32 protein-coding genes, 3 riboswitches and 1 other annotated feature are annotated in these 25,310 nt (G+C 38.8%); of the genes, 14 read left to right on the top strand and 18 right to left on the bottom strand.

From position 1 onward, the window contains the following. Both leuS and M3206_RS05445 read right to left on the bottom strand, forming a co-directional pair. Positions 1–2,421, bottom strand: a complete 2,421-nt coding sequence (leuS, locus tag M3206_RS05440) for a leucine--tRNA ligase (RefSeq protein ID WP_251311477.1) — start codon at positions 2,419–2,421, stop codon at positions 1–3. Between the two features lie 164 nt (positions 2,422–2,585). After that, positions 2,586–2,815 (bottom strand) — a binding site (T-box leader). 162 nt (positions 2,816–2,977) lie between these two features. Then, positions 2,978–3,286 (bottom strand): MFS transporter, encoded by a 309-nt coding sequence (locus tag M3206_RS05445; RefSeq protein WP_349773995.1) that lies wholly within the window; start codon positions 3,284–3,286, stop codon positions 2,978–2,980. 308 nt (positions 3,287–3,594) lie between these two features. On the opposite strand from M3206_RS05445, the gene M3206_RS05450 reads away from it, so the two are divergent. Next, complete coding sequence (locus M3206_RS05450; RefSeq protein WP_251311479.1) at positions 3,595–4,560, top strand: TIGR01212 family radical SAM protein; 966 nt, start codon at positions 3,595–3,597, stop codon at positions 4,558–4,560. Further along, positions 4,557–5,132: a class I SAM-dependent methyltransferase gene (locus M3206_RS05455; protein ID WP_251311480.1), complete on the top strand. Its 576-nt coding sequence runs from the start codon at positions 4,557–4,559 to the stop codon at positions 5,130–5,132. The genes M3206_RS05450 and M3206_RS05455 overlap by 4 nt, the downstream gene beginning before the upstream one ends. Before the next feature lie 68 nt (positions 5,133–5,200). Here the strand turns inward: M3206_RS05455 and M3206_RS05460 are convergent, their stop codons facing one another. Both M3206_RS05460 and M3206_RS05465 read right to left on the bottom strand, forming a co-directional pair. Then, positions 5,201–6,277 (bottom strand): tetraprenyl-beta-curcumene synthase family protein, encoded by a 1,077-nt coding sequence (locus tag M3206_RS05460; protein WP_251311481.1) that lies wholly within the window; start codon positions 6,275–6,277, stop codon positions 5,201–5,203. 28 nt (positions 6,278–6,305) lie between these two features. Further along, on the bottom strand, positions 6,306–7,106 hold the full coding sequence (locus M3206_RS05465) for an alpha/beta hydrolase (protein WP_251311482.1): 801 nt from the start codon (positions 7,104–7,106) through the stop codon (positions 6,306–6,308). An 81-nt stretch (positions 7,107–7,187) separates the two neighbouring features. Here M3206_RS05465 and M3206_RS05470 point away from each other — a divergent pair, with 81 nt between their 5' ends. Next, positions 7,188–7,706, top strand: a complete 519-nt coding sequence (locus tag M3206_RS05470; RefSeq protein ID WP_251311483.1) for a gamma carbonic anhydrase family protein — start codon at positions 7,188–7,190, stop codon at positions 7,704–7,706. Here M3206_RS05470 and M3206_RS05475 read toward each other — a convergent pair. Then, complete coding sequence (locus M3206_RS05475; RefSeq protein WP_251311484.1) at positions 7,696–8,067, bottom strand: VOC family protein; 372 nt, start codon at positions 8,065–8,067, stop codon at positions 7,696–7,698. The two genes, M3206_RS05470 and M3206_RS05475, sit on opposite strands and share 11 nt — an antisense overlap. 140 nt (positions 8,068–8,207) lie before the next feature. Between M3206_RS05475 and M3206_RS05480 the strand changes: the two genes are divergently transcribed. From M3206_RS05480 to cotJC, 3 genes are read left to right on the top strand one after another with little or no spacing between them, the layout of a single operon-like run. Next, positions 8,208–8,429, top strand: coding sequence for a spore coat associated protein CotJA (locus M3206_RS05480; RefSeq protein ID WP_251311485.1), 222 nt, complete (start codon positions 8,208–8,210; stop codon positions 8,427–8,429). 41 nt (positions 8,430–8,470) lie between these two features. Continuing rightward, positions 8,471–8,698 (top strand): spore coat protein CotJB, encoded by a 228-nt coding sequence (locus M3206_RS05485; RefSeq protein WP_251311515.1) that lies wholly within the window; start codon positions 8,471–8,473, stop codon positions 8,696–8,698. Positions 8,699–8,722: 24 nt separating this feature from the next. After that, positions 8,723–9,292, top strand: coding sequence for a spore coat protein CotJC (cotJC, locus tag M3206_RS05490; protein ID WP_251311486.1), 570 nt, complete (start codon positions 8,723–8,725; stop codon positions 9,290–9,292). 105 nt (positions 9,293–9,397) lie between these two features. On the opposite strand, the gene metK is transcribed toward cotJC, so the two are convergent. After that, positions 9,398–10,603 (bottom strand): methionine adenosyltransferase, encoded by a 1,206-nt coding sequence (gene metK / locus M3206_RS05495; protein ID WP_251311487.1) that lies wholly within the window; start codon positions 10,601–10,603, stop codon positions 9,398–9,400. A gap of 160 nt (positions 10,604–10,763) precedes the next feature. Beyond that, positions 10,764–10,894, bottom strand: a riboswitch (SAM riboswitch). Positions 10,895–11,153: 259 nt separating this feature from the next. On the opposite strand from metK, the gene pckA reads away from it, so the two are divergent. Beyond that, entirely contained in the window at positions 11,154–12,737 is a 1,584-nt protein-coding gene (gene pckA, locus M3206_RS05500; protein ID WP_251311488.1) for a phosphoenolpyruvate carboxykinase (ATP), read from the top strand. Positions 12,738–12,866: 129 nt separating this feature from the next. On the opposite strand, the gene M3206_RS05505 is transcribed toward pckA, so the two are convergent. Then, on the bottom strand, positions 12,867–13,673 hold the full coding sequence (locus M3206_RS05505; protein ID WP_251311489.1) for an alpha/beta hydrolase family protein: 807 nt from the start codon (positions 13,671–13,673) through the stop codon (positions 12,867–12,869). Positions 13,674–13,779: 106 nt separating this feature from the next. On the opposite strand from M3206_RS05505, the gene M3206_RS05510 reads away from it, so the two are divergent. The 3 genes from M3206_RS05510 to M3206_RS05520 are packed head-to-tail and all read left to right on the top strand — an operon-like array spanning position 13,780 to position 16,366. Further along, positions 13,780–14,784, top strand: coding sequence for an ABC transporter substrate-binding protein (locus M3206_RS05510; RefSeq protein ID WP_251311490.1), 1,005 nt, complete (start codon positions 13,780–13,782; stop codon positions 14,782–14,784). 18 nt (positions 14,785–14,802) lie between these two features. Further along, a complete protein-coding gene (locus M3206_RS05515; RefSeq protein ID WP_251311491.1) occupies positions 14,803–15,594 on the top strand; it encodes an ABC transporter ATP-binding protein in 792 nt (263 codons plus the stop codon). Then, complete coding sequence (locus M3206_RS05520; protein ID WP_251311516.1) at positions 15,575–16,366, top strand: ABC transporter permease; 792 nt, start codon at positions 15,575–15,577, stop codon at positions 16,364–16,366. Before M3206_RS05515 ends, M3206_RS05520 begins: the two co-directional genes overlap by 20 nt. Before the next feature lie 7 nt (positions 16,367–16,373). Here the strand turns inward: M3206_RS05520 and ytkD are convergent, their stop codons facing one another. The 3 genes from ytkD to M3206_RS05535 form a co-directional block, all read right to left on the bottom strand. Beyond that, entirely contained in the window at positions 16,374–16,853 is a 480-nt protein-coding gene (gene ytkD / locus M3206_RS05525; protein ID WP_285876759.1) for an RNA deprotection pyrophosphohydrolase, read from the bottom strand. 121 nt (positions 16,854–16,974) lie between these two features. Further along, positions 16,975–17,517 carry a hypothetical protein gene (locus M3206_RS05530; protein ID WP_251311492.1) on the bottom strand — a complete coding sequence of 181 codons (543 nt, stop codon included), beginning with the start codon at positions 17,515–17,517 and terminating at the stop codon, positions 16,975–16,977. An 86-nt stretch (positions 17,518–17,603) separates the two neighbouring features. Continuing rightward, positions 17,604–17,867 (bottom strand): holin, encoded by a 264-nt coding sequence (locus M3206_RS05535; protein WP_251311493.1) that lies wholly within the window; start codon positions 17,865–17,867, stop codon positions 17,604–17,606. A gap of 220 nt (positions 17,868–18,087) precedes the next feature. Between M3206_RS05535 and M3206_RS05540 the strand changes: the two genes are divergently transcribed. After that, complete coding sequence (locus M3206_RS05540; RefSeq protein ID WP_251311494.1) at positions 18,088–18,300, top strand: hypothetical protein; 213 nt, start codon at positions 18,088–18,090, stop codon at positions 18,298–18,300. Between the two features lie 59 nt (positions 18,301–18,359). On the opposite strand, the gene abbA is transcribed toward M3206_RS05540, so the two are convergent. The 4 genes from abbA to M3206_RS05560 form a co-directional block, all read right to left on the bottom strand. Beyond that, positions 18,360–18,548, bottom strand: coding sequence for an antirepressor AbbA (abbA, locus tag M3206_RS05545; RefSeq protein ID WP_251311495.1), 189 nt, complete (start codon positions 18,546–18,548; stop codon positions 18,360–18,362). Positions 18,549–18,639: 91 nt separating this feature from the next. Then, positions 18,640–18,825 carry a hypothetical protein gene (locus M3206_RS05550; RefSeq protein WP_251311496.1) on the bottom strand — a complete coding sequence of 62 codons (186 nt, stop codon included), beginning with the start codon at positions 18,823–18,825 and terminating at the stop codon, positions 18,640–18,642. Positions 18,826–18,872: 47 nt separating this feature from the next. Then, positions 18,873–18,956, bottom strand: a riboswitch (cyclic di-GMP riboswitch). 119 nt (positions 18,957–19,075) lie between these two features. Continuing rightward, positions 19,076–19,264 carry a Fur-regulated basic protein FbpA gene (locus M3206_RS05555; RefSeq protein WP_251311497.1) on the bottom strand — a complete coding sequence of 63 codons (189 nt, stop codon included), beginning with the start codon at positions 19,262–19,264 and terminating at the stop codon, positions 19,076–19,078. Positions 19,265–19,372: 108 nt separating this feature from the next. Then, positions 19,373–19,537, bottom strand: a complete 165-nt coding sequence (locus tag M3206_RS05560; RefSeq protein ID WP_251311498.1) for a hypothetical protein — start codon at positions 19,535–19,537, stop codon at positions 19,373–19,375. A gap of 166 nt (positions 19,538–19,703) precedes the next feature. Here M3206_RS05560 and M3206_RS05565 point away from each other — a divergent pair, with 166 nt between their 5' ends. Continuing rightward, positions 19,704–20,279: a DNA-3-methyladenine glycosylase gene (locus tag M3206_RS05565; RefSeq protein ID WP_251311499.1), complete on the top strand. Its 576-nt coding sequence runs from the start codon at positions 19,704–19,706 to the stop codon at positions 20,277–20,279. Here the strand turns inward: M3206_RS05565 and M3206_RS05570 are convergent. Then, a complete protein-coding gene (locus M3206_RS05570; RefSeq protein ID WP_251311500.1) occupies positions 20,276–20,962 on the bottom strand; it encodes a hypothetical protein in 687 nt (228 codons plus the stop codon). The genes M3206_RS05565 and M3206_RS05570 overlap by 4 nt on opposite strands. A 151-nt stretch (positions 20,963–21,113) precedes the next feature. Continuing rightward, a complete protein-coding gene (locus tag M3206_RS05575) occupies positions 21,114–22,349 on the bottom strand; it encodes a dicarboxylate/amino acid:cation symporter (RefSeq protein WP_251311501.1) in 1,236 nt (411 codons plus the stop codon). A gap of 167 nt (positions 22,350–22,516) precedes the next feature. Next, a riboswitch (cyclic di-AMP (ydaO/yuaA leader) is annotated at positions 22,517–22,676 on the bottom strand. A gap of 176 nt (positions 22,677–22,852) precedes the next feature. Between M3206_RS05575 and M3206_RS05580 the strand changes: the two genes are divergently transcribed. Continuing rightward, positions 22,853–23,047, top strand: a complete 195-nt coding sequence (locus tag M3206_RS05580; RefSeq protein WP_066291922.1) for a hypothetical protein — start codon at positions 22,853–22,855, stop codon at positions 23,045–23,047. Positions 23,048–23,348: 301 nt separating this feature from the next. On the opposite strand, the gene M3206_RS05585 is transcribed toward M3206_RS05580, so the two are convergent. Beyond that, positions 23,349–24,074 carry a GDSL-type esterase/lipase family protein gene (locus M3206_RS05585; protein WP_251311502.1) on the bottom strand — a complete coding sequence of 242 codons (726 nt, stop codon included), beginning with the start codon at positions 24,072–24,074 and terminating at the stop codon, positions 23,349–23,351. Positions 24,075–24,148: 74 nt separating this feature from the next. Next, positions 24,149–24,310: a hypothetical protein gene (locus M3206_RS05590; protein WP_251311503.1), complete on the bottom strand. Its 162-nt coding sequence runs from the start codon at positions 24,308–24,310 to the stop codon at positions 24,149–24,151. A 133-nt stretch (positions 24,311–24,443) separates the two neighbouring features. Here M3206_RS05590 and M3206_RS05595 point away from each other — a divergent pair, with 133 nt between their 5' ends. Beyond that, positions 24,444–25,163: a TrkA C-terminal domain-containing protein gene (locus M3206_RS05595; protein WP_251311504.1), complete on the top strand. Its 720-nt coding sequence runs from the start codon at positions 24,444–24,446 to the stop codon at positions 25,161–25,163. The last annotated feature ends 147 nt before the right edge of the window (positions 25,164–25,310 follow it).

Genomic DNA, 25,310 nt, shown 5'->3' on the forward strand with positions numbered 1-25,310 from the left:
TTAATTTGCGACGATATTTACGAGTTTACCAGGTACAGTTATCACTTTACGAACTGTTTTTCCTTCGATGCTTTGTTGAACAGTATCTTCCTTTAAAGCGATTTGCTCCATGTCCTGACCGCTGCTGTTCGCAGGGATCGTCATCTTCGCTTTTAATTTACCGTTTACTTGGACAACGATTTCCACTTCATTCTCAACTAGCTGTGCTTCATCCCATACTGGCCAAGCTTCATAGGCGATGCTTCCCGTACCACCCAACTTTTTCCAAAGCTCTTCACAAATATGTGGTGCGATCGGAGAAAGCATTTTTACAAAGCCTTGAACCAGTTCCTTAGGAAGGATTTTTTGTTTATTCGCTTCGTTAACAAATACCATAAGCTGTGAAATCGCCGTATTAAAACGAAGGCCTTCAAAATCCTCTGTTACTTTTTTAACCGTTAGATGGTAAAGACGATTAAAAGCATCCGTCCCTTTAACATCTTGGATGGCTGGATTCAGGTTCTCACCATCTTCGGAAACCAACAATCTCCAAACACGGTCAAGGAAACGACGGGCACCATCAAGGCCTGTTGTACTCCATGCGATCGATGCATCCAGCGGTCCCATAAACATCTCGTATAAACGTAATGTATCGGCACCATGGCTTACAACGATTTCATCAGGGTTAACAACATTTCCTTTTGACTTACTCATCTTCTCGTTATTTTCACCAAGGATCATACCTTGGTTAAATAAACGCTGGAATGGTTCCTTTGTTGGAACGACGCCAAGATCATAAAGGACTTTATGCCAGAAACGAGCATATAGAAGATGCAATACCGCATGTTCTGCTCCACCAATATAAATATCTACAGGGAGCCAGTGCTCCAGTTTTTCAGGTGCTGCTAGCTGCTCCTCATTTTTAGGGTCGATATAGCGCAGGTAGTACCAGCAGCTTCCTGCCCATTGAGGCATTGTATTTGTTTCACGGCGGCCTTTCTTGCCTGTTACAGGGTCTACTACGTTCACCCAATTTTCTTCATTAGCAAGTGGTGATTCTCCTGTTCCTGATGGTTTAATCTCATCCATTACAGGAAGCAGCAATGGAAGCTCTTCTTCTGGAACAGTTGTCATCGTACCATCTTCCCAATGAATGATCGGAATTGGTTCTCCCCAATAACGCTGACGGGAGAACAGCCAGTCACGAAGACGAAACGTAACTTTTTTCTCGCCTTTTCCGTTCTCTACAAGCCATGCATTCATCTTTTCGATAGCTTCCTCTTTTTGCATACCGTTTAAGAAGTCAGAGTTCACATGCTCGCCGTCACCCGTATAAGCCGCTTCAGCTACATTTCCTCCAGCTACTACTTCTGCAATCGGAAGATCGAATTTTACAGCAAACTCGTAATCACGCTCATCATGAGCTGGTACCGCCATGATAGCACCCGTTCCATAGCTTGCTAGTACATAGTCGGCAATCCAGATTGGAAGCTTTGCCCCAGTTACTGGGTGTATTGCGTATGCTCCAGTAAACACGCCAGTCTTTTCTTTTGCGAGTTCTGTACGCTCAAGATCAGACTTCGTTTCTACTTGTTTTTGATAAGTTGTTACGACTTCAAACTGGTCATCTGTAACGATCTCTTTAACTAGCTTATTTTCAGGAGCAAGTACAAGGTATGTTGCACCAAATAAAGTATCTGGTCTTGTTGTGAACACCGTAATTTGGGATGAATGACCGTCTACATCAAAGTGAACTTCAGCACCTTCTGAACGACCGATCCAGTTACGCTGCATATCTTTTAAGCTCTCCGGCCAATCCAATTCTTCGAGATCTTCTAAAAGTCTATCCGCATAAGCCGTAATCTTGAGCATCCATTGTTTCATAGGTTTACGGACTACTGGATGACCTCCGCGTTCGCTCTTTCCATCGATAACTTCTTCATTAGCTAGGACCGTTCCAAGTGCTTCACACCAATTGACCGGTACTTCATCAACATATGCCAGCCCTTTTTTATAAAGCTGGATAAAGATCCATTGCGTCCACTTGTAATAAGAAGGATCTGTTGTATTCACTTCACGATCCCAATCATAAGAGAAACCTAACTCTTTAATCTGTCTACGGAATGTATTGATATTCTGCTCAGTAAACTCTGCAGGGTCATTACCGGTATCAAGTGCATATTGTTCAGCCGGAAGACCGAATGCGTCCCACCCCATCGGATGAAGGACATTGTAGCCTTGCATACGCTTCATGCGCGAAAGGATATCTGTAGCTGTATATCCTTCAGGGTGCCCAACGTGAAGACCTGCCCCAGATGGATATGGAAACATATCTAATGCGTAGAACTTCTTTTTGTCATATTCTTCTTTAGTTTGGAAAGTCTTGTTTTCTTCCCAAAAATGCTGCCATTTTTTCTCGATTGTTTTGTGGTTATAATACATAACCGTTCCTCCTTCATTGACCCTGCTTTTTTCTTAAGTATATAAGGCTTTTTAGCGATCTCACCTATGTAAGATGCTATTGTACTCCATTCCAGGCTGCTTTCTTACCTGGGTCCAACGTCCTTTAAAAAGCCAAATAAAAAACCTCCCGCCCCTAATAAAACATTAGGGACGAAAGGTTAGCTCACATTGTTTACACCTGCCGCGGTACCACCCTGATTAACGCAAAACTCACGTTCACTCAAAACTAACCTTAACGCGGCGAGACGGCAAGCATTACTTTATTCACACTTGCAACTAAAGGGTGAGTTCAAAAAAGTCCGGGTTGACTTGCACCAGCCGTCAACTCTCTAGCTACCATTCTTTTTTTACTAGTCCCTCTCATCGTTATTAACGAAAAATAGATGTTAATTTGTATTTTATGAATTCTTTTAAAAAATGTCAAGGTTGTTTGAATAAAGTATAGCCTAAATTTTCCTTTTTTAGACTCAAATCCTACTAGGCAAAAGGATAGTAGTTTTAAACAGCAGCATGTTGTGATGAACGTGTATCTTTACTAGCTGTAAACAATCGTCAGCATCAACACAAGGACCAACAATCCCATAATGGTTTGAAATAATATACGTATGTTAAAAATGTCTACAAGCATTCCTCCAAATAAAGGACCCAGCATTCTTCCTCCAGTGGCAGTACGATTCACAATTCCTTGGTAGAATCCAGCTCGCCCTTTTGGAGCATGTTTTGCAGCAACACTTGGCACTCCAGGCCACACTAACATTTCTCCAACTGTTCGGACAATCATCTCTATCAGAAATCCGCTAAAATCCTGCACGTTTCCGACAATGACAAAAGAGATGATAAAGATGACTTAACCCACAAGTATTTGACTTGTTGTAGACTTCAGACCCTTTCTAATACATACATTGATCAACGGCTGCCCAAGAACGATGAATAGACCATTAACGGTCGACAAAAGACTGTACATCTTTAATGTCACACCCAAATCTTGTGTATACGAGGCAATGGTAGATTGCTATTGAAAAAACCTTCTGTATTTTAGTTGCTTTTCCTTAAATTTACAATAAAAATAAACCTGAACGATTTTGCCGCCGAATCCTTGTACATGCTACAATTGGCTTGGTGCTCATCACCAGAAAAGAAGGAGTGAACAGGTTGACACACCTTATTGAAAAGCCAGCTTTTTTTGGCGATAAAAGATATTACACATGGAACCAACATTTAAAATCACGCTTCGGTGAAAAAATTATAAAAGTTCCTCTTGACGGAGGATTTGATTGTCCAAATCGTGATGGAAAAGCGGCTTATGGCGGTTGTACGTTCTGTTCACAGAGCGGCTCAGGTGATTTTGCAGGAAACCGCCGAGACGATATCATTACACAATTTCATACCGTAAAAGAACGCATGCATGCTAAATGGAAAAAAGGAAAGTACATTGGCTATTTCCAAGCTTTTACGAACACATATGCTCCAGTTGAGCAGTTGAAGGAACTGTATGAAACGATTCTCGAGCAAGAAGGAGTTGTTGGCCTGTCGATCGCTACACGTCCTGATTGTCTTCCAGACGATGTTGTAGAATATTTGGCTGACTTAAATAAACGTACCTATTTGTGGGTCGAACTTGGACTTCAGACTGTCCATGAAAGAACGGCACTTCTTATTAATCGTGCTCACGATTATGAAACATATGTTGAAGGGGTTAACAAACTGAGAAAACACAATATTAGGATCTGCTCCCACATCATTAATGGACTCCCGCTCGAAACCCCTGAAATGATGCTGGAAACGGCATGCGAAGTGGCGAAACTCGATGTTCAAGGGATAAAGATTCATCTCTTACACTTGTTGAAAAAAACTCCGATGGTGAAGCAATATGAACAAGGCATGCTCGATTTTCTTGATTTTGACACATATGTAAACCTTGTATGTGATCAGCTTGAGATCATTCCTCCAGATATGATGATCCACCGATTAACGGGTGATGGCCCTTCTGATCTCTTAGTCGGACCGATGTGGAGTTTAAATAAGTGGAAAGTGCTGAATGCCATTGAAAACGAACTAAAACGCAGAAATAGCTTTCAAGGGAAATTTTATGTGAGGGACGAGGTGAATTCTTTATGAAATTAGAAGGTGTTCTCCCTTTTGCTAGGACTCTTCTTCGCTCTTTTTGCACATCAGGGGATCTGGTCATTGACGCGACATGCGGAAACGGCAATGATACATTGTTTCTTTCAAAGCTTGTGGGTGAAGATGGCCGGGTGTTCGCGTTTGACATTCAGGAGCAGGCGATCGAAAACTCGAAACTTCGGTTAACTCAAAATCAAGCAGCTGATAATGTAACGTTTTATCATGCTTCACATCACGAGATGATGGAACAGCTGCCGGAGTTTGTACATGGGAATGTCTCAGGTGCCATCTTTAACCTTGGCTACTTGCCTGGAAGTGATAAGTCGATCACAACGAAAGGTTCATCTACGATCGATGCGATCAAACAGCTGCTTCACATTTTAAAACCAGAGGGAATCATTATTTTAGTCATCTATCATGGACATGAAGAAGGGAAACGCGAGAAAGAACTTGTCTTGGATTTTGTGAAAAACATCGACCAGAAAAAAGCTCACGTCCTTCAATATGATTTTATCAATCAAAAAAATGATCCTCCATTTGTGGTTGCGATCGAAAGAAGAGGCTGATATCAACGCATTAGGTTGATTCAGCCTTTTTAATGGTTTCGTCATTGTTGTAAGGTGTTGATTCTCCTTTAGGATGACGATAGCGCAGGTTTTAATTTTTGGTACACTTTTCGATTTACGTAAAAAAAGTAACTCGTCGCTCCTCCAACTTTTACAAGTTTAGAGGCCATTTTTTTTATCCCTGGGCTTTCTGAAACTTTTCGGTCTGCTAAATAAATACCGAGCAAACCTCTTTGGATAAGACGGTGAAATTTTGAATGAGGCAAGTTAGAACAGCTGCTCTCCGCTTCTTTAGCAAAGTAAACCATGCGTTCTAGCATATGCTGCTCATCTTTATAGTACGTACAAAAGTTAAGATCTCCTTCAAGCTTGTCCTCCTGCTGATCGATAAAATAATCAAGCAGAATATGTAGTCCCTGAAGCCATGGGAAATACCCTTTCTTGATGGTCTCAGCAGATTCCTTAGTGAAATCTCCATGAAAAGCATAACTGACGAGACAAAAGATACCAAGCGTCGAACCTGCACAGGCTGAGAATTCATACCAAGTAATATCAGGAAAGACAGACTGATATTCACCAAACCAACTGATGAGACGAGGCTCTCTTTCCTGCACAACGACATGTTTATGAACTTGAAGGTCGCAGTATATTTGGGCAAGTCCTATCAACTCACTTGCAATATTCGGATAGGTCTGCAATCCCGATAATACTTTTTGGCAAGTCAATACGAGATCAGCAAGATATCCGCCATCATCTTGCTCATTCCTGTACCTGTAGTAGTTGACTGGTTCTACCCCAGGACTAAGAGCATGGAACATACTTTCATGAAGTGCTCTAAAGTCTTTTTCACTTAGGGAAGTACTTCGGTCACATAGGTTGTCTAAATAATCACTAATCGTTTGGTAAGCGACTACAAATTCAATCGCTTGATTCCGATGCTTTCCTGCGAGAAGAGTTAGGATCGCACCGCCTTCACAATGAAACATCTTATTCGAAATACTGCTTAAAGCCTGTTGTCTTAATTCAGGATCAGGAATTTCCTCTGCTTTTTCTTGCCATTTTTGAAGCAGCTGACTGACTGCTGGAAAAACTTTTGTATAAACGGAATACATCAATCCCCAAGGGTGAACCGGAACTTTGTTCATATAGATGCTCCTTTTCATAATTCTTTCTTTACCTTTTTCCGTTATTGGCTTCACTATGCAGATATAAAAAACTTTTTACATATTCAAAAACATTTTCACGCTCAGGTTCATTTAAAACTTCGTGATAAAGAGAAGGAAATTCTTTATACCATTTTTCTTCTAAGCTGATTCCGTTAAACCATCGTTTTACGGCAATTTTGTCTACAATTAAATCATCGCCTGCTTGTAGCAACAGTAAAGGGATGTTCGGGAGTGACGAATACTGTTCGAATGCATACTTAATGGAAGCCTTGAGTTCCCTGTACCACCTTACAGATACTTTTTTTACAATCAACTTATCTTCTTTATCCCTTACGCGGATCTCTTCATTCCTCGTTACCCCTCCTTCGGGCAAGTTTGCAGGAAACCTTACTCCAGGGGCGATCTTGTTGAGTAACAGTGAGAGTAGTTCTTTACCCTTTGAAGGATAATAAGCTAGTCCAAGGCATGGTGAGGATAGAACAACTGCACATACAGGAAGTCTCTTCTCCATTAACGTACGGATAACAGCGAGTCCACCCATACTGTGTCCTAATAGATACACGGGTAAACCTAGCTTTTCCGCCTCTAGATACCAGTTCTCAATTGTAAAGATATACTCATCAAAAGTATCAATGTGTCCTCTTCTTCTCGTCGTTGTACCTTGACCAGGCAAGTCTCCAGAAACACAGTGAAAACCAACCTCATTCAACTTCTTTATTACCCAGTCGTATCTTCCATGATGTTCGTTAGCACCATGTACGACGACCACTGTACCTTTAGCTTCCTGGTCTGTTCTCCACGTCCACACAGATTCCACCCTCTTTCCTATTCATACAGGTACACGATTTGTTAAACTATAAGTAATAAAACAATACAGGATGTGTATATAATGATTTATCCTTATGGAGACAAACAGCCTAAAATTTCAGAAACTGCCTTTATAGCAGACTATGTAACCATTACCGGTGATGTTGAGATTGGTGAATACTCTTCGATTTGGTTCAACACATCCATTCGAGGGGATGTTTCCCCTACAATAATCGGTAATTATGTAAACGTACAAGATAATTCTGTGCTTCATCAAAGTCCGAACCGTATTCTTCATTTAAAGGATGGAGTAACAGTTGGACATAGCGTTATTCTTCATAGCTGTACAATTGAGGAAAATGCATTAATCGGTATGGGTTCATTGATACTGGATGGAGCACACATTGGAAAAGGTGCTTTTATAGGCGCAGGAAGTCTTGTACCTCCCGGAAAAGTGATTCCGCCTAATACACTAGCATTCGGCCGGCCCGCAAAAGTCATTCGTGAATTAACCGAAGACGATATTAAAGATATGGAACGTATACGTCGGGAATATTATGAAAAAGGACAATATTATAAGTCACTTCAGTCTAAACGTTGAATTCAATTAAGTTACCATCAGGATCACTGACAAAAACTTGATGCCAATCCGTTTTATTATTTGGCTTATTTACATATTTGACACCATGAGCGTCAAGAGTCTTGAGCAGTTTATCCATATCTTCTACCCTAATTGCAAAATGACCGTCTCTACTATCGATCTCAGTCGTATTTCTTCTGGCTTTTCCTTTTTCGTGAACAAGTAAATGAAGCTGTGTATCGCCAATATCATACCAAACGCCCGGAAAACCAAATTGAGGGCGTTTTTTATTTTGTTTAAAACCTAAGATTCCTTCGTAAAAATATAACGCTTCTTTTAAGTTAGTAACCAGCAACGAAACATGATGGATTCCTTTATACATGTGTTTGCACCTCGTTTTCAATTCTTGGTTTGCCCATTATTTTATCATATTTGATTATAAATAGAGATGATTCGTGTCTAATCCCTTTCTTTAATGAATATCTTTATAAAAGTACTCTTGTGAAGAAGGGATGGTTTTTAATGAATAGAAACACGCCTGTAAAATCATATACCCCTTATCATAGTCCTTTCGATCCTTGTCCGCCTATCGGAAAGAAGTATTATTCAACTCCACCAAATCTATATATGGGTTTTCAACCACCTGACCTACCTCAGTTCCCTCCTAAAGAGGCATTGCGAAAAGGGACGCTTTGGCCAGCCTTTTATGATTATTATGAAAATCCATATGAGAAAAGGGGGTAATTGAAGTGCAACAAACATTACCCGAAGAATTTTATCAATGGATGGAAGAGCTACAAGCTGTTGATTTTGTACTTGTGGAACTTACGTTGTATCTTGATACGCACCCTCAAGATCAGAATGCTATCCACCAGTTCAATCAATACGCACAACAGAGGAAAAAAATAAAACGTGCGATCGAATCGAAATATGGCCCCCTTCAGCAATACGGCAACAGCTATTCCGGTATGCCGTGGAACTGGAGCAACGGCCCTTGGCCTTGGCAAATATAAAAAGGGAAAAGGAGGTACTGGTTCATGTGGGTTTACGAGAAGAAACTGCAATATCCGGTTAAAGTTACTTCATGCAATCCAAGACTAGCAAAATACTTAATTGAACAATATGGGGGTGCTGATGGAGAGCTTGCCGCTGCACTTCGTTACTTAAATCAGCGCTATACAATTCCTGATAAAGTAATTGGCCTATTAACAGATATCGGTACAGAAGAGTTTGCACATCTTGAAATGATCGCAACGATGATCTATAAGCTTACAAAAGATGCAACACCCGAACAAATAAAAGCTGCAGGAATCGAAGATCATTACGTAAATCATGACAGTGCTTTGTTCTACCAAAACGCCTCAGGTGTACCTTTTACTGCAAGCTATATACAGGCAAAAGGTGACCCGATTGCTGACCTTTATGAAGACATAGCTGCAGAGGAAAAAGCCCGTGCCACCTACCAATGGATTATCGACATGTCAGATGATCCCGACCTGAATGATTCCCTTCGATTCTTAAGAGAACGTGAGATTATCCATTCTCAGCGTTTCCGGGAAGCTGTTGAAATATTAAAAGAAGAACGAGATCGAAAAATATTCTTCTGATTGTTTTTTCCGTCCAGAATTTTGGACGGTTTTTTTATGATATGTAAACTTGCCTCATAATATAGTAAAAACAGACCCCTTTTAATAGGAGTCTGTTTTAATCTGTTAAATATTCGCTTGTTTCTTAAGTTCTTCTGCTTTATCAGTCTTCTCCCATGGAAGATCGACATCAGTACGGCCAAAGTGACCATATGCAGCAGTTTGTTTGTAGATCGGACGGCGAAGATCAAGCATCTTGATGATTCCAGCCGGACGAAGATCGAAATTATTTCGAACTAATTCTACAAGTACTTCTTCAGATACTTTACCTGTTTCAAACGTGTTTACAGCGATTGATACTGGTTGAGCAACACCGATCGCGTAAGCAAGTTGAACTTCAACTTTGTCAGCAAGGCCTGAAGCTACGATGTTTTTCGCAACATAGCGTGCCGCATATGCAGCAGAACGGTCAACTTTTGTAGCATCCTTACCAGAGAACGCTCCACCACCGTGACGTGCATAACCACCGTAAGTATCAACGATGATCTTACGTCCAGTCAGTCCAGCATCACCTTGTGGTCCACCGATAACGAAACGGCCTGTAGGGTTAATGAAGTATTTTGTGTTCTCATCAATTAACTCAGCAGGAACAACTGGCTTGATTACTTTTTCTTTAATATCTCTTTGAATCTCTTCAAGTGTGTTCTCAGGGTGGTGTTGAGTAGAGATAACGATAGTATCGATACGTACTGGCTTGTCGTTCTCGTCATATTCAACCGTTACTTGAGTTTTTCCATCTGGACGCAAGTAAGGAATTTCTTCAGTCTTACGTACTTCCGTAAGACGACGAGATAATTTGTGTGCTAATGAGATCGGAAGAGGCATGAGCTCTTCCGTTTCGTTACAAGCAAATCCGAACATTAAACCTTGGTCTCCTGCACCGATCGCTTCGATCTCAGCATCAGTCATAGAACCTTCTCGAGCTTCAAGCGCTTGGTCTACACCCATAGCGATATCAGCAGATTGCTCATCAATTGACGTTAATACTGCACAAGTTTCTGAATCGAAACCGTATTTTGCACGATCATAACCGATTTCTTTGATCGTTTCACGGACAACTTTTGGAATATCTACATAAGTAGAAGTTGTGATCTCACCTGCAACAAGTACAAGCCCTGTTGTAACTGATGTTTCACAAGCTACACGCGCATTTGCATCATGAGTTAGAATTTCATCTAGGATAGCATCTGAAATTTGGTCACAGATCTTATCCGGATGGCCTTCCGTTACCGATTCAGATGTGAATAAACGACGACTAACTTTTTTGGACAAATTAATATCCTCCCTTAATTGCTTTCAGTATGATACGGTACTTTATTCTTATCTATTTTGCATGTTTATGTTCGTAACTTGAAAAAGGCATAAAAAAAGCCCTTCCCTGATTTACATATCATTCACGAGGGAAAAGGTTTAAACTAAAAATGCCTTCATCCTCTTATTGTCCAAGGTTATTTTCACCTTGCAGGTTAGCACCTTTTCATTGAAAGCAGATCTAAACTTCTTGCTTTCATGTCGGTTGCTGGGTTTCATAGGGCCTGTCCCTCCACCTACTCAGAATAAGAGTAGCCGTTCTCGAAATATAATAGCGCAATGACCTTATGATGTCAACTAAAATCCCTTTACTATCAATAATAAAAAGCTGATATTTGCATTTTTTGATATCGCTTCCAATAGGATGTAGATTTCAAGTGTATTGAGCCCTTTTTTTAGGATTACGAACTTTTCTGATGCGCTTTCATAAAATAGTATACATCATTTGATTTAATGTGTTATACTAATTTTCGAATATATCACTCTAGGATAAAGGATGGTACTGTCTGATATGAATACTTTGGAATTTACAACAACCTTAACTGAACTTATCACCCGTGAAACAACTCACCAGAACTTGCCTGTTCCGGTTTTAGTAGAAAAATCATTAACAAGAAACGAAGGCATGCTCACTTCTACAGGTGCACTTTGTGCAACCACGGGGAAATACACAGGCCGATCCCCAGAGGATAAATTTATTGTTGAAGATGCGTCCGTAAAAAAATCCATTGACTGGGGTAAAGTAAACAAACCATTTTCCCCTGAAAACTTCGATAAACTCTATAAAAAAGTACTTCAATACTTAGGAACAAAAGATGAGTTATTCTTATTTAAGGGATTTGCAGGTGCAGATCAAGAGTACCGTCTTCCGATTCAAGTTATAAATGAATATGCTTGGCATAACCTATTTGCACATCAAATGTTTGTGCGTCCAAATGACGTAGAGCTTGCTTCCCATGATGCTGAATTCACAGTAGTTTCAGCTCCAGGATTCCAAGCGAATCCTGCTGAAGATGGAACGAATTCGGAAACCTTTATTATCATTTCTTTCGAAAAACGAATCGTATTAATCGGAGGAACGGAGTATGCTGGAGAGATTAAAAAATCCGTGTTCTCTGTAATGAATTACCTGCTTCCGGAAAAAGGCATCCTTTCCATGCACTGTTCAGCTAACGTTGGAAACGAAGGGGATGTAGCACTTTTCTTCGGTCTGTCAGGTACAGGAAAGACCACTCTTTCCGCTGATCCTAACCGTCGATTAATCGGTGACGATGAACATGGCTGGGCTAACACTGGCGTATTTAATATCGAAGGCGGTTGCTATGCGAAGACAATTGATCTTTCAAAAGAAAAAGAGCCGCAGATCTGGAATGCAATTCGTTTTGGAAGTGTATTAGAGAATGTAATGATCGATGATGAATCTCGTATTGCGGATTATAAAGATTCTACATTAACCGAAAATACAAGAGCGGCTTATCCTGTTGATGCCATTCCAAACATTATTCAGCCAAGTGTTGCTGGTCATCCAAATACAATTATCTTCTTAACCGCTGATGCTTTTGGCGTATTGCCTCCAATCAGTAAGTTAACAAAAGAGCAAGCTATGTACCATTTCCTATCCGGCTACACGAGCAAGCTTGCGGGAACGGAAAGAGGAGTTACATCACCACAAGCAACGTTCTCAACATGCTTTGGTGCTCCATTCCTTCCATTGCCTGCAACAGTATATGCAGAAATGTTAGGTAAAAAAATTGATCAGCACAATGTTCAAGTATTTCTAGTTAATACTGGCTGGTCTGGCGGTGAATATGGTGTTGGAAACCGTATGAACTTATCTTACACTCGTGCTATGGTTCAAGCTGCACTTGAAGGAGAACTAACATCCGTTGAAACTGTAGTCGATCCTGTCTTCGGACTTCACATTCCAACTCATTGCCCAGGTGTTCCTGATCAGGTTCTGCAACCAAAAAAAACATGGGAAAGCCCTGAACAATATGACATTAAAGCAAAAGAGCTTGCAGCGAAATTCAAAGCTAATTTTGAAAAGTTCAAATTGGTTTCACCTGAAATTATGCAAGCAGGACCAATTGCGTAAATCCTATAAAAAACCCTTCCATAATTTAGCGGGAGGGTTTTTCTATTTCTAAAATCATCTATCCGATTCTGTATCATAACGCTTAGATGGATCTTTTATACAATAAAAATAAGACTTCCAAAAGCAAGATCATCTTACTTCAGGAAGCCTCTTTCCTTGTTCCTTCATCCACTCACATAAAGCGTATGTTATTTTTCTATTCTCCTTTGGCGGGAAATAGTGTGTATACTCTGGATAGATCCAAGTTTCACATGGCTTCTTGAGTTCTTCTAACCTTTTTTCAATCTTAAGCGTATGTTCTACACTTACATTTTCATCTTTCATTCCGTGAATACACAATAGGGGTGTCTGTAATTCACTGCAATAATATAACGGAGATCGCCATTCATATTCTTCAGGATACTTATCTGGTGTACCCCCAATTACTCTCTTCATCATCCTTCGCAAATCTTCTCTTTCCTCATAAGTAAGAGCCATATCTGTTACACCACCCCATGTAACAACAGATTTGATTTCAGGGAACCTCATGGCAGTAAACAGTGCCATCGGTCCGCCTCTTGAAAAACCGAATACATGAATTTCATTTTGATCCACTTTTGGAAACTGCTTTAATACTTCAAAGGCCGCAAAAGCATCTGTTCTGTCCTTACCAGCGAAGTCTTCGTTTCCCTCTCCACCTTGGTTGCCTCTGTAATACGGTGCCATGACCACAAACCCTTGAGATGCAAACTGTATAATTCTTGCGATCCGAACCATACCAACTGACTTGATCCCGCCTCTTAAATAAAGAAATCCCGGAAAAGGACCCTCTCCTTGAGGCAGAGCAGCAAGCCCTTTAATTCTCAGCCCATCATTCAGGTATGTAACTACATACAGCTTTATGGTCGGATGTGGGGAAGGAAATCGCTGCCATTCTATGATTTTTGCTCTCTTCATTCCGACACTCCTCGCTTATTTTGTGGGCAAACACATATTTGCCGCAATCACATACATTATTACATAAAAGTCATGACTTCATCCCTATTCTTGCAGGAGGATCACAATGAAACATTTAAAAAGGACATTCACGTTATTGTTTACTTCCCTTCTTGTCTTTTCCTTAATGCTGGCTGGCTGCAGTACATCCAGTTCTAAACAGGAAAAAGTACGTGTTGCAGAAGTTACCCGTTCTATCTTTTATGCCCCTCAATATGTAGCCATTGAAAAAGGTTTTTTTGAAGAGGAAGGGCTCAATGTGGAGCTAACAACCACTTGGGGCGGAGATAAAACGATGACAGCTTTACTCTCTAATGGCGCTGATGTAGCACTCGTTGGTTCAGAAACCACCATTTATGTTCATGCTCAAGAATCTACAGACCCTGTCATTAATTTTGCACAGCTCACGCAAACGGATGGTACTTTTTTAGTAGCACGGAAAAAACCTGATTTCTTCTCTTGGGATCAGCTAAAAAGCAGTACATTCTTGGGTCAGCGTAAGGGCGGAATGCCTCAAATGGCAGGTGAGTTTGCCCTAAAAAAACATGGGATCGATCCGAAGAACGACCTCACCATGATTCAAAATATTGATTTTGCTAACGTTGCTAACGCATTTGCATCTGGAACGGGAGATTATGTGCAGTTGTTCGAACCACAAGCTAGTCTTTTTGAACAAAAGGGAATCGGCCACATCGTTGCTTCCTTTGGAGCAGAATCAGGTAAAATTCCTTACACGACTTTCATGGCAAAAGAAAGTTATATGAAAGAAAACAAAGAAACGCTTGAGAAATTCACAAAAGGCTTATATAAAGCACAATTGTGGGTAGAAAACCATTCCGCCGCTGAGATTGCGAAAGTCATTGCACCATATTTTGAAGATACCCCTGTTGAGTTAATTGAAACGGTAATAGATCGTTACAAGAGCCAACACAGCTTTGCCTTAAATCCAATATTAGATGAAGAAGAATGGAACAATCTGCAGACGATCATGGATGAGGCGGGAGAACTCCCTAAAAAGATCGATTATGATGTTCTTGTTGATACAACTTTAGCCAAGGAAGCAATTAAATAATATACAGGAGGGATCGTCGTGGCTTTTTTGCAGCTGAAATCAGTCGGTCAAACCTACTTTTCAAAAACTTCTGCCACAACGGCCTTAGAGGATATTTCTCTATCCATTAATGAAGGAGAGTTCGTCTCCATACTCGGTCCAAGTGGATGTGGAAAATCTACATTGCTGTCTATCATTGCGGGTCTTCTCATCCCTACTACAGGAACGGTAATGGTAAACAATCAAAAGATTAATCAGCCACATCCTAAGATTGGCTATATGCTTCAGCAAGATTACCTTTTTCCATGGAAGACCATTGAAGAAAATATTATGCTTGGCCTAAAGCTTAGGAATCAAAAGACAGAAGAAAATATACAAGCAACTATTCGATTATTAAAAGAAATCGGGCTTGAACATACAAAAAACAAATATCCTTCAGAACTATCAGGTGGCATGAGGCAAAGGGTAGCGCTTGTTCGAACGTTAGCAACTCAGCCTAAGATGCTTTTACTTGATGAACCATTCTCCGCTTTAGATTACCAAACAAAACTAAAGCTAGAAGACTTAGTTTCTTCTACTCTGAAGGAATTTGGGAAAACGGCTATTCTCGTAACACATGATATTGGCGAAGCCATTGCAATGAGTGATCATGTCATCTTATTATCGAGCAATCCAGGCCGTATTTTCCGTACGTTTAAAATTCCTGAAACACTCAGAAGCCTCCTGCCATTCGAAGCGAGACAGCACCCAGATTTTTCAGCAACATTTCAGCAAATATGGGAGGAGTTGGAGCACATTGAGCAAAACGATCATGAACAAGAAACATCTTGAATTTCTTTTAGCTATCAAAAAAGAAAAACGAAACATCCGGATTGTCCAGCTGCTCATTTTTCTAAGTTTTTTTTCAATGTGGGAAATCTTTTCTAAACAAGGATGGATTAATCCTTTACTATTCAGTTCGCCTTCTAAAATCTGGTCTTTATTTATCACGAAAGCGACTGATGGCTCTCTTTATATCCATGTTGCCTATACACTCGGCGAGACCGTTCTTGGATTTATATTAGGAACGCTTTTTGGAACCTTATTAGCGGCATTGCTATGGTGGTCATCTTTTTTAGCGAGGGTTTTGGATCCTTACTTAGTCGTTTTGAATGCCATGCCAAAAGTGGCATTAGGCCCGATTTTAATCGTTGCCATCGGACCTAATTTTGGATCCATTATAGCCATGGGCATTCTCATCTCCATCATTATCACAACGTTGGTTGTGTATACAGCCTTTCAAAATGTGGATGAAAACTATGTAAAAGTGGTCCGATCATTCGGCGGGGATAAAAACCAATGTTTTAAAGAGGTTATCCTTCCAGCATGTTTCCCAAGTATTATCTCGTCTCTGAAAGTTAACGTCGGTTTATCATGGGTTGGCGTTATTGTCGGAGAGTTTCTTGTTTCAAAACAAGGACTTGGTTATATGATCATTTATGGTTTCCAAGTATTTAATTTCACTTTAGTATTAATGAGTCTTTTAGTTATCGCGGTTATCGCTACCTTGATGTATCAAGGTGTCGAATACCTTGAGAGTAAACTTATAAAACATCATTCATAAACTGTGATCAGACCAGGAAATGTTTGAGAACATACTTCATACTTTCAGACAATACCTGGTCTTTCATCATAAAACTAAACGTCTTGTTGGTCGCTACATCTTCAGGTAATTCGCTCATGAGGACTGGACCATTTGTTTCAAAATAACGATGTTTTAATAAGATTTTATCAACATTAGCCACATAGATGTTTTTTATGATTTTTCCACCTTTTCCATCTACATAATACTGGCCAATATATTTTAATTCTGAAACTCTTCCACCCGTTTCTTCAAACACCTCTCGGATTGCAGCTTCATCTGCCGTTTCACCAGGCTCTACTTTCCCACCAGGAAATTCTATTCCACGCCTTGGATGTTCCGTTAATAGCCATTGATCCTTGAATTTACAAATACACCACACATGCATAGGAGTATCAGAAAATGGGTGGTCTGAAAAAGACAATTGTACAGTGTTGTTATAAAAATCTTTAAATGTAATAATATCCATCACACTACTCCATCTCGACTATTTCCTCTATTGTAAAGTTCACACCATTTAAAGTCCATTTGTTTTAATCGTATCTATCAGGTAATTTTTCAATCGTGAAAAAACATGGGTACCCCCATGCTTAATCCACTGATGCAAATGTGATAATCCATTTTCCATCTATATATTCATATCCTAGAGTAATCTCATAAATACCATAAAGCTCAGAACTGTTCTTTTGATATACCCGGAAAGATTTATCCGAAAGCTGCTTAATATTTACCGGTTTCTCTTCTTCTAACCAAGGAGGTAACTCAGTAGGAATAATATATAAAGAACTTTCCCTTTCTTCGAATAAACCATCCGTATAATATGCAACAATATCTTCAGACACATAGTTTGTTAAATGAGAGATCAGTTCTTCTTTTGAAGAATAATTTATTACTTTATAATTTTCATCGGTTTCTTGTTTAAGAGCTTCCATGAAAAGGTTCGCATTTTTCTTAGCAAGATCCTCACTGAATTCAGGAATTTCTTCCCCTCTTGCCTTTTTCTCTTCTGCATTTACTGGCTGTGTGATTGCTTTATTTTTCGTACTGGAACTCTCTTGAATTTGATCTGGGATGTTAGGGACAAACAGAAAAGACAACATAACAACAAAGCATAGTGCTATAAACGCCTTCACGAGATCCACCACCCATCATTGTTTTCTTACTATAATTTATTCACTGTCTAACAAATTCTAAACATCTTGTTTTAAGAGGGTGTTTCTTAGCATTTTCTTTTTGATTTTTTACTTCTCTTCCCTATTTCATACAATCCAGTTGCTGCCAAACCTGCTATTCCTCCAGACCATAGTCTTAACTGTGCATCCATATCAGTAAAAGGAGAAGCAAGAAGTCCAACTAGTAAACCTACAAAAAAGCTAGTAATAGGGATATATTTCTTAGGAATCGGGAAAGTACGTTTTAAGAGCTCCATAAGTGCTGTTACCAATGGAGTAAGAAGCGATGAAAACATGAGTACCTGCTCCAACCGGACCACCTCCTCTTTTTTCAAAACACATTCTTTCACCCTTTATGTATTTTAAAGATTCAAGCTGCATAACTTAAATCCTGCCTAACTAAAAAAATACTTTTTGTCCCAATCAATATCCACCTTTTTGCATAAACTGAAGTACCATGTTTTTTTTCGGTTATTTTTATTTAATCGGTCCATACTATTGGTAACGAAAGGCAAGACAGGAGTGAGTTTTATGGTAAAAGGTGACGATCTTTTTCTTATACGTCTAGAAGCAAATGAAATCTCATGGTGGGAATATGCGAGGAATGTGTCTCCGGGGTCAAGACCCCCACAATATTTAACCTACTGGTCTTTTTTGAAAAATAGAGGAAAACTGCCTAGAAGATTAGTAAAAGAAGCTGAATGGCGTATGGAAGCAAGAAGAAAAGGATTGCTTGATACTTAAAATCTAGAAATAGCAAATAAAAAAGCAAAAGATCCAGACAGATCTTTTGCTTCATTTATTTAACTATGTAATTTTTTTAATAAAACATTCAATTTCTTCATTTTATCTTCATGACTAGGCTTGAGCTCATACTCAAGATCTTTCAATTCCGAATCCACAATCTCATATGCATAACCTTGGCTAAGTAACGCTTCGACTAGTAATTGCTTATCTTCGTCCGAAAGATTAAGCTTTTCTTTATATTTCATATTTTTAGCCCCTTTCCATGTATGCCTACATTATAACGTGGGGCTTTAAGGGATATCCTTACTAAAAATTTGGAAATTTCCAACCTCAATCTTAACTCGTAATTACCACCCAAGCTATTGCCCCTATTACTATAAGGACATTCGTAAAGTAATCAATAATCCGTGTATCTTTCTTAATCATGTTCGCTGTAAAATACAAAAGCAATCCCACACAAAAGAAAATGGCTAAATAGTAACCAATTAAAGACCAGGATAATAACAAAATTTGGTTTTCCATGTATATATCCTCCCTCATTTTTTCATAAATCGAAGGATAGTCATTCGTAAGGTAGCTGGCTGGCATATTGCATCAATGAAGCCCCTATAGCTTTGCGTCCTCACTTTTCAGTGAATTTGCCTTTATCAAACGATTTATGGCATTTCTTCTGTTATTTTGTCGTAAAAATAAACCTTTTTTCCTACCCATAATAGTATTATACCAAAAAACATAGGAAAAAGTATCAATTTTTTTAATAATTCAAAAAGAATCAACTGATATGGTCTTCATTCCTTAATAGCTGAGCATTTTTCCATTCTGTTTCTAATTCTGTTAATGTAAATTCTGTTAAATGTCTATGATCTTCATAGCCATAAAGTCCTTTATGAATTAAATGCTGAATCAAACGCTGTTTTCTTCCTTCAACAGCTCTTCGTAAATGACCCTTATTTTGATTCATTCCACAATCTCCTTTTATTTAACCATTTTAACCAGCTTTAAGAAGATTCAAGCATTGATATGAAATAAAAAAGTCCCCTTCATATGAAAGGAACTAACGATACTTTTTCTAATGTAAGACAGATTTACTCCATTGTTCATAAACAGCATTAGGCGCATTCCAGCAAAGCCAGGAAACCATAGTTTTGACCCCCTGCTGGCTCACTTCCCAATATTCCCAGCGTCTTTTGGAGAGATTTTGATAAATTCCTGTTTGATTAACCCAACCATCCATAATAAAAACGCCTCCTATTTATTTACTTTATAAAAACTTCTTTTTAAACCTATGATTTCCTTTTTTTTACGTTTGTAAAACTCCGACAAAAGGTAACATAATACTACAAATTCTATGGTATATTGTACGATGATTATCCTCATGTCATACATAACAGGAGAAAAAAATGGATCTATGGAATCTTCCGACATTAGAACTTGCAAAAAGACTTCTCGGAATGGAACTTATCCATACAAATCAACAGGGTACAACATCTGGCATTATTGTTGAAACAGAAGCATACTTAGGCCCTGAGGACCGGGCAGCTCATTCCTTTGGAAACCGGAGAACGCCAAGAACGGAAGTCATGTTTCATGAAGCAGGGACGATTTACACGTATTTTATTTATGGGATGCATGTTTGCTTCAATATCGTATCCGGTCCCATAGATAAACCCGAAGCGATCTTAATTAGGGCCATACAGCCAGTTAACGGAATAGAGATCATGAAAGATAGAAGAGGAAATATAAAAAAAGAGGTACAGCTTACAAATGGTCCTGGAAAGCTTTCAAAAAGTATGGGATTTTCGTTAGAGCATTCTGGCCTTAAAATGAATGAATGTGGAATATGTCTTAAGGAAAAGGTAGCAGTCCCCCCTCAAGAAATAGAAGCAGGCCCAAGGATAGGCATTCAATATGCAGAGGAAGCCATTCATTTCCCCTATCGTTTTTGGATAAAAAACAACCCTTACGTATCACGTTAATACGTAGGGTTGCTTTCATTAAAAGATACAGGTGCATCTTCTTCTTGATTTAGTTCTACTGCAGCAGTCCTATTCGTTTCTTGCATCCATGCGAGATGATAGTAGGTCTGTTTTTTCATGGAAACATATTTTGATTGCATGATAAAAAGCCATGTAAGCAAAAATAAAACTGTTTTTAAGATACTTTCTCCTGTAAAACTTACGGTGTTGATTGGGAGAACATTTGCTGCAATGCTTGAGAGTAAACCGGCAAAGATGGCCGCTAATAAAAATAGTGGCTGATTATTTCTAAGAAATCTTAATCGTTGCTGCAAACTATTTTGGATCACAAGTCTTTCTTGTCCATTAAACTGTAAATAACGGCTTTTAGCTGCCTTCGCATTGGCTACTAGACCTTTAGATCGGTCTGTGTGCCAAAGAGTTTTTATAAAGAGGCTAAATTCGATATCACTCGCAGGTTCCCTGACCATCTTACGGTGTATAAAATTATGTGCCTGATAAAAAGTGATAGCTTTATAAAGGACCTCCAGGATGATGGTTCCTGTTATAACGGTCAACACAAAAACGAACCAAAAAGAATTCATACTGCTTTCTATTAATTCAACAATAGGGTTTATGCCAGTTTGCAACTGCACCCAGATTACTTTTCCAGCAAGTATAATTAATTCAAGCCACTTTTCCAAAAACATCACTCCGAAACATCATTATGTATTTATCTATTTTAACATGAAGTTCCGTCCTTGCTTACATTTATTTACTCATTTTTAACAAACTAGGGATTTAGACATAAAAAAAAAGCCGCAGAAAATCTGCGGCTTTTGATTACTTTTATTATTAAGCAGTTGCTTCTTCTTCTTTATTACCAACATGCTTATCTTCGCCTCTATCAACGATAACCGCACAAGCAGCATCACCAGTAATATTAACTGCTGTTCTTAGCATATCAAGAAGTCGGTCAACACCTAGAATTAAGGCGATTCCTTCAACAGGCAACCCTACAGAGTTTAGGACCATTGCTAACATGATCAGTCCAACCCCCGGCACACCGGCTGTACCAATACTTGCTAGTACTGCAGTTAAGATAACTGTAAGCATTGCACCAATGCTTAAGTTCACATCATATACTTGGGCGATAAAGATTGTCGCGACCCCTTGCATAATGGCTGTTCCATCCATGTTGATCGTAGAACCTAGCGGTTGAACAAAACCACTTACAGATTTACGAACTCCAAGGTTTTCTTGGGCTGCTTTCATAGAGATCGGCAATGTAGCACTTGAACTTGACGTACTGAATCCTACGGACATTGCTGGCGCAAACCCTTTAAAGAATGTGAGAGGGTTCATTTTACCTAAAAGTGCTACAGATCCACCATACGTGACTATAGAGTGAATCGCTAACGCTGCAATAACAATAGTCATATAAAGACCCATCGCTTTGATCGCGGCCATTCCTTGGCTTCCAATTGCAGAAGCAATTAATGCAAAAGCACCGTATGGAGCGAATTTCATTACTAAGTTTACAAGGTACATCATAATTTCGTTACCTTGTTCAACGAGATTCAAAATACCCTTTGTTTTGCTTCCGAGCATAGTTAATGCAAATCCTACAAATACAGAGAACGCAATAATTTGAAGCATATTACCTTCAGCCATAGCCTGAACAGGGTTTGTAGGAATAATTCCTAATAGAGTATCCGTAACGGCTGGGGCTTCTTGAGCTTCGAATTTCGCTCCTTCGGTTTTGAAGTCACCTACGCCAGGTTTAAAGATAAGTGCTAAAGCCATAGCAATTATAATAGCGATTGTTGTAGTTACAAGGAAGTAACCGATAGTTTTTGCCCCGATACGGCCTAATTTTTTCGGATCACCTAATCCAGCCGTTCCTAGGACGATTGAGAAAAACACAATTGGTACAACAAGCATTTTAATAAGGTTCAAGAATAATGTTCCCACTGGTTTTAAAACATACTTATCCAGTGTTGAGAATGCATCCGGCAGAGCTAAATTAAGAATAAGACCTGCAACAACCCCAAGTGCCAATGCAATCAAAATCTTTGTTGATAATTTCATAAACATCCTCCTTTATTAGAAAATTCAAACTATTAGTACTATAGTTATGAGGAGTGTGTCCTAAAACATGTCTAAATTTTTGTTTGCATATAAAAACCCACCGAAAATTAGAGAGGAATTTTCCGTGGGATACACTGCAACACATAGACTTAGCCCATGTATATAAGCTCTCTCTCCAAAAACGCTTACGAGGTTAGCTGTCGGATTAGGGAATTGAGAGTTATCCCTTTTGTTACTAACAAATTCATCCCAGGCAAAATGCCACTGATGGTTCCCCCGCTTCTTTTAAGTTCAGAATAGAACAAAAGAATTCAGCGAATCATATTAATATACTCTAATCTTATCAAGATACATAAAAATTTGTCAACATTTGCGGGCATGCATATATATTCCATTTTATTGTTTACTCATGAAGGTTTTTCCAAAACTTCTTTTCTACCCCATAAGCATCAAGGGATAGGCGAATTATGTAAAAGGTTCTATTTTTCAGGGAGGTATTGTAAATGAAGATCGTATTTTATGAAAAAGGTGATTTAAGCATTATCGTTGGGGCTTCGAAGCTTAAAGGTGAATTAACGATCGAGCAGATAAAAAATGAAAGTGAAAAGAAAGCGAAAGAACTTGGTGAGTTATTAGGTCGAGAAATTGGCTTTTTAATCGATATGAACGGCAAATTGGATACTCAATTTAAAAAATAGAAATCAAAGAAGGGGCTTGGTCAAAAGAATAGAAACTTTTGAGTCAAACCCCTTTTTTATATTAAATTAGAGGAAAAAGGACGTTTTGATGAATCAAAGCAAGATTAAGTTACAAACTCCAAAAATGACTGGTATTAAGTGTTTTTTATTGCCAAGTAAGACTTGAATCAGCAAGTTTGCAGGAAAAGCGGGTCATTTTGCGCAAACATGTAACAGAATAAAAGAACACGTACCATAAGAATTTACTTCTAGCCTTTTGATTCAAAAAAAGAAGCTGACGTTGGTCAGCCATCCCCTTTTATTAAGGTTTCCATTGCCTATATACCCAATTGCCCATCTTATAATAACCTCTCCGATTCGGATGCAAAGAATCTGCAAAATACATGTCCTTATTAATATTTTCATAAAGTTCATACGTTGAAATGTATTTTGTTAATGTGCTTTCTTTACTCGCTTCTATAATGGCTTCATTCCATGACCGTATACTCTCTGGAGCTTTCGGATCATATTCTTCTCCGAAATAGGGATTATACAGCCCTAAGACGTAAACTTGAGCAAATGAGTTATTTTCCCTTATTACTGAGAGTGTTTTACTTAAATTGTTCCGTAGCTTTTCTTTTCCTAGTAAAAGGGGCTGCTGTGGGAGCTGGCGAAAATTCCAGCCTGCAGCATGTCTAAAATCATTAGTCCCTATAAATACAAACACATAATCAGCCTGTCTGAGGGCTTTAATGACAACACCATTGTCTAATTGCCGCAATAGCTGATCTGATCGTTGTCCGCTGATTCCAAAATTATTGACGATTACATTTCTGCCCGTTCGCTTTTGGATATTTTGACGAACAACACCAATATAACCAGTCTTTGAAGGGTCCCCTACTCCATACGTTAGTGAATCTCCAAGTGCGACTATCTTTATGGTCTTTGTTTTATTTGAACCTTCTGTTTTTCCTGCTTGAAAAATAGCAAATAAAAGGATAGCAAGTATTGCTCCTCCCATAAGCCACTTTTTTGATACTTTCCTCACATTTCGTCCTCAATTCTTAGTATGGTTTTATTACTTTTTACCATAAAGGAAGAAAATATCAAGAGATGGATGTGCTATTTCATTCGGTAATCTTCAGAAGTATGGGGTGTATCTTCCCAAAGGTGCTCTTTATCATAATGATAGGTGTCCTTTTTTGTGAAGGAATGTATGAGCAATGCAACTCCTCCGCATAATAGTCCTGCCGGTAATAAAGCAATAAGAAAGCCAGTCATCAATAATCCCCTCCTGTACAAAACTATATGTGAACGAGCACATTTTTATGAAACAGGTGATAAAGGGGACTTTACATCATTACATATTCATTTTTCGGGTATATAGCTATAGAAAGTAATTATCGGAGGTGCCTTTGTGGGTTTTTTGTTTACGCTATTATATTTTACAATTATTGCCATCGTCATTGAGATCAATGTGCTTCTATTTACTTTTACAGGATTAAAAAAAGAGATAGCACGTTTTCAAGTGATTTCTATGTTTACCGCAACAGGATTTACAACGGGTGAGTCTGAACTGATCTTAGAACACCCTATTAGAAGAAGACTCAGCACTTTTCTCATTCTATTTGGTGCTTTCTCTCTAGCGGTAGTCATTTCTGCGATCAGTAGTATGCTTTCCGATGAATTTCGTTCTATTGAGCTTGGTATTATTATTCTGGTTCTTATCGGACTCTATCTGATCTTAACCATCCCAAAACTAAAACGGAATCTGGAGAAGTCTTTTAAAGGACATCTTGAAAAGCAATACAATCTTTGTGACCTTCCTATTCGTGATGTGATGTATTTTGATGAAGAGGATATTGTTATTGAATTGCCTATCCATGAAAGTTCTTCGATTATTGGGAAAAAATTAAAGGACGTTATTGATATAGAGGATGACATAATGGTTCTATTTATTAAACGAGGTGACGTCATAATAAGAAAAGACAGCTATACCAACGAGATCCAGGAAGGAGATATGCTATACCTTTACGGAAATCATGAGTCTCTCAATAAAAAGTTTAAAAAAGAAATGAAAGAGTTAAAAATAAACCGAAAAAAAGAATCAGAAACGAACAAAAAAAATGTCATTTAAAAAGGAGCTTGATAAGCTTCTTTCAGAACGTAGACAAACCCCATTTCAACTTTGTTGAAAATGGGGTTTGTGTTGTTTTTAAGTATTATTTTTGAATAAACACACCTGGATTAAACTGGACATGGCCCTCGCCATGTCCAGTTTGCC

Origin of the sequence: Fictibacillus phosphorivorans (genome assembly GCF_023715845.1) — a bacterium.
Lineage (GTDB): Bacteria > Bacillota > Bacilli > Bacillales > Fictibacillaceae > Fictibacillus > Fictibacillus phosphorivorans_D.

Bases quoted from the DNA above. Each gene is read 5' to 3' on its own strand.
- leuS (WP_251311477.1), bottom strand. From the start codon at position 2,421: ATGTATTATAACCACAAAACAATCGAGAAAAAATGGCAGCATTTTTGG.
- M3206_RS05455 (WP_251311480.1), top strand. From the start codon at position 4,557: ATGAAATTAGAAGGTGTTCTCCCTTTTGCTAGGACTCTTCTTCGCTCT.
- M3206_RS05460 (WP_251311481.1), bottom strand. From the start codon at position 6,277: ATGAACAAAGTTCCGGTTCACCCTTGGGGATTGATGTATTCCGTTTAT.
- M3206_RS05470 (WP_251311483.1), top strand. From the start codon at position 7,188: ATGATTTATCCTTATGGAGACAAACAGCCTAAAATTTCAGAAACTGCC.
- M3206_RS05475 (WP_251311484.1), bottom strand. From the start codon at position 8,067: ATGTATAAAGGAATCCATCATGTTTCGTTGCTGGTTACTAACTTAAAA.
- M3206_RS05480 (WP_251311485.1), top strand. From the start codon at position 8,208: ATGAATAGAAACACGCCTGTAAAATCATATACCCCTTATCATAGTCCT.
- M3206_RS05485 (WP_251311515.1), top strand. From the start codon at position 8,471: ATGGAAGAGCTACAAGCTGTTGATTTTGTACTTGTGGAACTTACGTTG.
- cotJC (WP_251311486.1), top strand. From the start codon at position 8,723: ATGTGGGTTTACGAGAAGAAACTGCAATATCCGGTTAAAGTTACTTCA.
- pckA (WP_251311488.1), top strand. From the start codon at position 11,154: ATGAATACTTTGGAATTTACAACAACCTTAACTGAACTTATCACCCGT.
- M3206_RS05505 (WP_251311489.1), bottom strand. From the start codon at position 13,673: ATGAAGAGAGCAAAAATCATAGAATGGCAGCGATTTCCTTCCCCACAT.
- M3206_RS05510 (WP_251311490.1), top strand. From the start codon at position 13,780: ATGAAACATTTAAAAAGGACATTCACGTTATTGTTTACTTCCCTTCTT.
- M3206_RS05520 (WP_251311516.1), top strand. From the start codon at position 15,575: ATGAACAAGAAACATCTTGAATTTCTTTTAGCTATCAAAAAAGAAAAA.
- ytkD (WP_285876759.1), bottom strand. From the start codon at position 16,853: ATGGATATTATTACATTTAAAGATTTTTATAACAACACTGTACAATTG.
- M3206_RS05540 (WP_251311494.1), top strand. From the start codon at position 18,088: ATGGTAAAAGGTGACGATCTTTTTCTTATACGTCTAGAAGCAAATGAA.
- abbA (WP_251311495.1), bottom strand. From the start codon at position 18,548: ATGAAATATAAAGAAAAGCTTAATCTTTCGGACGAAGATAAGCAATTA.
- M3206_RS05550 (WP_251311496.1), bottom strand. From the start codon at position 18,825: ATGGAAAACCAAATTTTGTTATTATCCTGGTCTTTAATTGGTTACTAT.
- M3206_RS05555 (WP_251311497.1), bottom strand. From the start codon at position 19,264: ATGAATCAAAATAAGGGTCATTTACGAAGAGCTGTTGAAGGAAGAAAA.
- M3206_RS05560 (WP_251311498.1), bottom strand. From the start codon at position 19,537: ATGGATGGTTGGGTTAATCAAACAGGAATTTATCAAAATCTCTCCAAA.
- M3206_RS05565 (WP_251311499.1), top strand. From the start codon at position 19,704: ATGGATCTATGGAATCTTCCGACATTAGAACTTGCAAAAAGACTTCTC.
- M3206_RS05575 (WP_251311501.1), bottom strand. From the start codon at position 22,349: ATGAAATTATCAACAAAGATTTTGATTGCATTGGCACTTGGGGTTGTT.
- M3206_RS05580 (WP_066291922.1), top strand. From the start codon at position 22,853: ATGAAGATCGTATTTTATGAAAAAGGTGATTTAAGCATTATCGTTGGG.